Genomic DNA, 4,318 nt, shown 5'->3' with positions numbered 1-4,318 from the left:
GTCGGGACGAGGAGATGGTCGCCAATCGGCCGAACAAGGAGATAGAGGAAATGAAGCAACCGTAGGCTTGACAATCATCGCCCCATACAAGCGAGCGAGCGGCACAGCGGTGGTCATCAATGTTCTTCCGTTAGGGTCGGGTTGCTGACACCAACCTGGTTCGAAGGACCCACCGATGACCGACGACATGATGAACCTGCGCGCGCTCGTGGAGAAGACCCTCCGATGCCGATCTCCTGCGCGAGATGATCGGCTTTGTCGCCGAGCGGCTGATGGAACTGGAGGTGGGTGCCGCGACGGGCGCCGGCTACGGCGAGAAGAGCGCGCTGCGGACCGCCCAGCGCAACGGCTACCGCGACAGGGGCTGGGAGACGCGGGCCGGCACGGTCAAACTGCGCATCCCGAAGCTGAGGAAGGGCTCCTACTTTCCCTCTTTCCTGGAGCCTCGCCGCATGGCTGAGAAGGCGCTGACGGCGGTCATCCAGGAGGCCTACGTGCAAGGCGTCTCGACCCGCTCGGTCGACGACCTGGTCAAGGCGATGGGCATGAGCGGCATCTCCAAGAGCCAGGTGTCGCGGCTGTGCGAAGAGATCGACGGCAAGGTGACTCGAGCGGCCGATCGAGGGGGATTGGCCATACTTGTGGATCGATGCCACTTACCTCAAGGTGCGCCGCGGCGGCCGCATCGTGTCGGTCGCCGTCATCATCGCCGTCGGCGTCAATACCGACGGCCGGCGCGAGGTGCTGGGCATGGAGATCGGCACCTCGGAGGCCGAGCCGATCTGGACGGAGTTCCTGCGCAAGCTCACCCGGCGCGGCCTGCGCGGCGTCAAGCTCGTCGTCTCCGATACCCATGAGGGCCTGAAGGCCGCCGTGACCAAGGTGCTCTCAGCCACTTGGCAGCGCTGCCGCGTCCATTATGCCGACGTCGGCATAAGGTTCACTTCATGAGGAACATGCTGGCGCACGCCGGCAAGAGCGGCCGCCGCGTCGTCTCGGCCTTCATCGCCACCGCCTTCGCGCAGGAGACGCCGGAAGCCACCAGTGCCCAGTGGCGCGCCGTTGCCGACCAGATCCTGCCCAAGGTGCCGAAGCTGGCCGCCATCCTCGACGAGGCCGAGCCAGACGTGCTGGCCTACATGACCTTCCCGAAGCAGCACCAGGCCAAGCTTCACAGCACGAATCCGATCGAGCGTCTCAACGGCGAGATCAAGCGCCAGACGTGGTCGGCATCTTCCCGAACGACAATGCCATCCTCCGCCTCGTCGGCGCGCTGCTGCATGAGCAGAATGACGAATGGGCCGTGCAGCGGGCCCGCTACATGACACTGGAACCATCAGCCAGATGAGCGATGATCCGCTCATCAGCCTGCCAGCCGTGGCGCGCTGATCAGCCCGGCTTCCTGCCGGAGAGCGCGGCGACCAACGCCGTCAGCTACACCACTTCCTGAGACGCGATCGTGAAACGGTCAATCCGTCGCTTCCCGAACCTGGTGTGTGGAAGGCTTGGCTTCGGCCAATGTCTAGGGGCCGATAAAGTGGAAGCGCACGAAAATCCATCGGGCTCGCGGCGAAGAAGTTGTCCAGTCATCAGGAAGCCGGATATACGTCAGCAGTTGTCGGTTCAGTTCGCTGATGGCTCGACGGTCTCGACGCTGATGCCAGTCCCGGCACGAACGGGCTAGCCGTCAGACTTCGATGGGCCGAGACCCACTTCCGCGACAGGACGCTGGAAGGCGGCCCAGTCCGGCGTAGAGGACGCGTAGCGACCGAGATCGTTGTCGATGACCGTAACCTGTCGCGTCGCAACCCAGCAGGCCGGCCCGCTCCGTAGCCCGCATTGAAGCCGGGCGGACTCCTGGTTCAGCGTCGCCTTCCGTACCGTCGATTGGTTGCGATAGACCACCGCCTAACGGCTCGGGCCCAGATAGAATGACGGCAACGGCTTCGACGCGGACGCCCCTCAACGGGTTATCGCCAGGCTCTTTGTCATGCGTGGCACGAAGAGGCCCGAGATCGCGTCCGCCGGCTCAGTCCCGACCACCTCCATGCCCATCGCCGCGTAGAAGGGCACCGCGAACGGGTCGGCCAGGAGGCTTATCCGCTCGGCGCCCATGCTCCGCGCACAGGTCTCAAGCTGCCGCCAGAGTGCCCGCCCGACGCCAGACCGTTTGAGCTCCGGCTCGACGAACATAGCCCAGACTTCTGCGCCGTCGTCCGATCGCCTCAAGTCGAAGAAGCCATGCAGCCAGCCGTCAGCGGTCTCGGCGACCCAGGTCTCGCCGTTCGCGATTGTCTGCGCCGTATAGTTGAGAACGTAAATGGCCTCGCACGCCCGCAAGAAGGCCTCGTCGTAACCATTCGAGGCCTTTGAGCGAAGCGCAAGTGCAATGAGCGCCGGCGCTTCCTCCGCTGTTGCGCGTCGGATGCGGGACTGATGGTCCAAGCGCTCGGTCTTCATTTCTGTTCCTCCCCAAGATGATTAAATCTCGACGCAGCGTGTATGGAGACGTTCAAAAAAGCGGTCTTAGTCTGCGGGCTTTGCTTTTGCGAATTTTTGGCAGTTACGAGCGCATATATCGTGGCGATCTGGGAGAGACCTGCGCGACGATTGGATGAGATTCTCTTGCGCGGTCACGGGCCCAATTCCATACTGAGGAGACACCTGACGCCGAGACGCGGAAATCGAAGAACATAGCCCTGCCCAGGGCGATCTTCTCCGACCTGATCGGGTGTTGGCGACTGCTGCGGCGGATGGCAACCTTGAAGGTAGCCCGTGGCATTTCTCTGGTGTGTTCGGGGACCGCTTGCGCAGCCAAACCGATGGTTGCCGGTAAGGCCACAGCCACCGTAGTCAATAGGATTTTCATAAATGAACTCCTGCCTGGTGTACGCAGCCAGTTTGGAATATGCGGTTCGTGAACGCCCTGCGCCAGATCAGAACAGGGTCTGATTCTGGCATCCGTTTCGCGGCGGAGCCCAGCCGGCTGGAAGTGAGCGCTCTTCATTGAATGTTTCCGAGGCGGAGGATCGCTTCCTCGACCACTTCAAGACCTATGTCTGGTCCTCAGTGGTGGCTTGCAATCACTCTTCATCCGCCTCAAACCGGTCTGACGCCAGTCATCGGGTCGCGTTCAGTGGCACGCCTCGTGCGTTGGCCCATACTGCCAGCATGGCCGCTGCAAATGCTCTCGCTCGTCGATCGGCACAATCGTACAATCAGGCGCTGCCAAGCAGCACCGGTTGCACGGCCAGACGACTCTTCAAACACCAGAAAACCGGCCTTTATGGACACGCACTAGACACTATGTCTCGGATTGACGCACAAAGCTGGGTGACCTCTTCCAGACTATGGTCCGCGGTCAGGCATACGCGCAAAGCAGCCTTGTCGCCGGGCACCGTCGGATAAAATGCTGCGGCTACATAAAAGCCACGCCGCAATAGCTCTGCCGCCGTATCCACCGCTGCCCGAGACGCACCAATCGGACCATCCGGATTGGCATTCCGTCACCTGACGATTGCGTCGGCATTTTCTCGTCAAAACATTCAACAACCCTACTCAGGCGAGCCTGGCGCTCACCCAGCTCCGCAGAACGATGAATCTCTGCTGATGCTAAGGCACCTGCAATTCCGGCCAAGTCTGGCGGCCGGCGTCACTGGTCGCTGGACGACAAGGCGCGGATCGTCGCGGAGACGCTGGAGCCGAACGCAATCATTTCCGAAGTTGCCCGGCGTTATGGTCTGAGGCCGCAGCAGGTGTTCGCCTGGCGACGCGAAGCGCGCAAACAGGCCGCTTCGGTGCAGCAGCAATCCCCAGCCTTCGTGCCGGCGGTGGTGACGGCGCCGCCTCCGGAACCCGCGCCGAAGCGTCCAGCACAGCCGCGGAAGCGGAAGACGACCCGAGATGCTGGCGTGATCGAGCTTGAGATCGACGGCATCGCCATGCGGGTTGGCCGCGACGCAGACGCCAGAACGGTTGCGGCGGTCATCCGTGCGCTGAAGGCAATGTCGTGATCGGGCCGACAGGCGCCGTCAAGGTCATGGTGGCGACAAAGCCGGTGGACTTCCGCAAGGGGGCGGAGGGGCTGGCTGCGTTGGTGCGCGAGACGATGGCCGCCGATCCGTTCAGTGGCGCAGTCTATGTCTTCCGGGCGAAACGAACCCAACACGCGACATTCTGCATACAGTCTTCGAGCGCTACGATTGCATATCCTTGGCATCCCCTTTTGGACGAACGCTTCAGGTCGCACCGTTCCGACGCGGCAAGGATTTGAAGTGCATCTACACGGAGGAACGGCGGGGGTTTAGTCGTGAGGTGC

At 62.4% G+C, this 4,318-nt stretch carries 3 protein-coding genes and 2 pseudogenes; 4 read left to right on the top strand and 1 reads right to left on the bottom strand.

The window, feature by feature from the left end:
* The first annotated feature begins 245 nt into the window (after positions 1-245).
* Together ABID26_RS36885 and ABID26_RS36880 are read left to right on the top strand one after the other, a co-directional pair.
* Positions 246-951, top strand: a pseudogene (locus ABID26_RS36885) (IS256 family transposase).
* On the top strand, positions 948-1,325 hold the full coding sequence (locus tag ABID26_RS36880) for a transposase (RefSeq protein ID WP_354418408.1): 378 nt from the start codon (positions 948-950) through the stop codon (positions 1,323-1,325). The pseudogene ABID26_RS36885 and the gene ABID26_RS36880 overlap by 4 nt, the downstream one beginning before the upstream one ends.
* Before the next feature lie 637 nt (positions 1,326-1,962).
* Here the strand turns inward: ABID26_RS36880 and ABID26_RS36875 are convergent.
* Positions 1,963-2,460 (bottom strand): GNAT family N-acetyltransferase, encoded by a 498-nt coding sequence (locus ABID26_RS36875; protein ID WP_354418406.1) that lies wholly within the window; start codon positions 2,458-2,460, stop codon positions 1,963-1,965.
* A gap of 1,139 nt (positions 2,461-3,599) precedes the next feature.
* Between ABID26_RS36875 and tnpA the strand changes: the two genes are divergently transcribed.
* Complete coding sequence (gene tnpA / locus ABID26_RS36870) at positions 3,600-4,013, top strand: IS66-like element accessory protein TnpA (RefSeq protein WP_354418410.1); 414 nt, start codon at positions 3,600-3,602, stop codon at positions 4,011-4,013.
* 26 nt (positions 4,014-4,039) lie between these two features.
* A pseudogene (gene tnpB / locus ABID26_RS36865) lies at positions 4,040-4,159 on the top strand (IS66 family insertion sequence element accessory protein TnpB); the annotation flags it as partial.
* Between the last annotated feature and the right edge of the window lie 159 nt (positions 4,160-4,318).

Origin of the sequence: Mesorhizobium shonense (assembly GCF_040545255.1) — a bacterium.
In the GTDB taxonomy this organism is placed as follows: domain Bacteria; phylum Pseudomonadota; class Alphaproteobacteria; order Rhizobiales; family Rhizobiaceae; genus Mesorhizobium; species Mesorhizobium shonense.
This window is presented reverse-complemented; position numbering and strand designations above follow the sequence as displayed.

Coding starts and splice junctions, on each gene's coding strand:
- ABID26_RS36875 (WP_354418406.1), bottom strand. CDS start 2,460: ATGAAGACCGAGCGCTTGGACCATCAGTCCCGCATCCGACGCGCAACA.
- ABID26_RS36880 (WP_354418408.1), top strand. CDS start 948: ATGAGGAACATGCTGGCGCACGCCGGCAAGAGCGGCCGCCGCGTCGTC.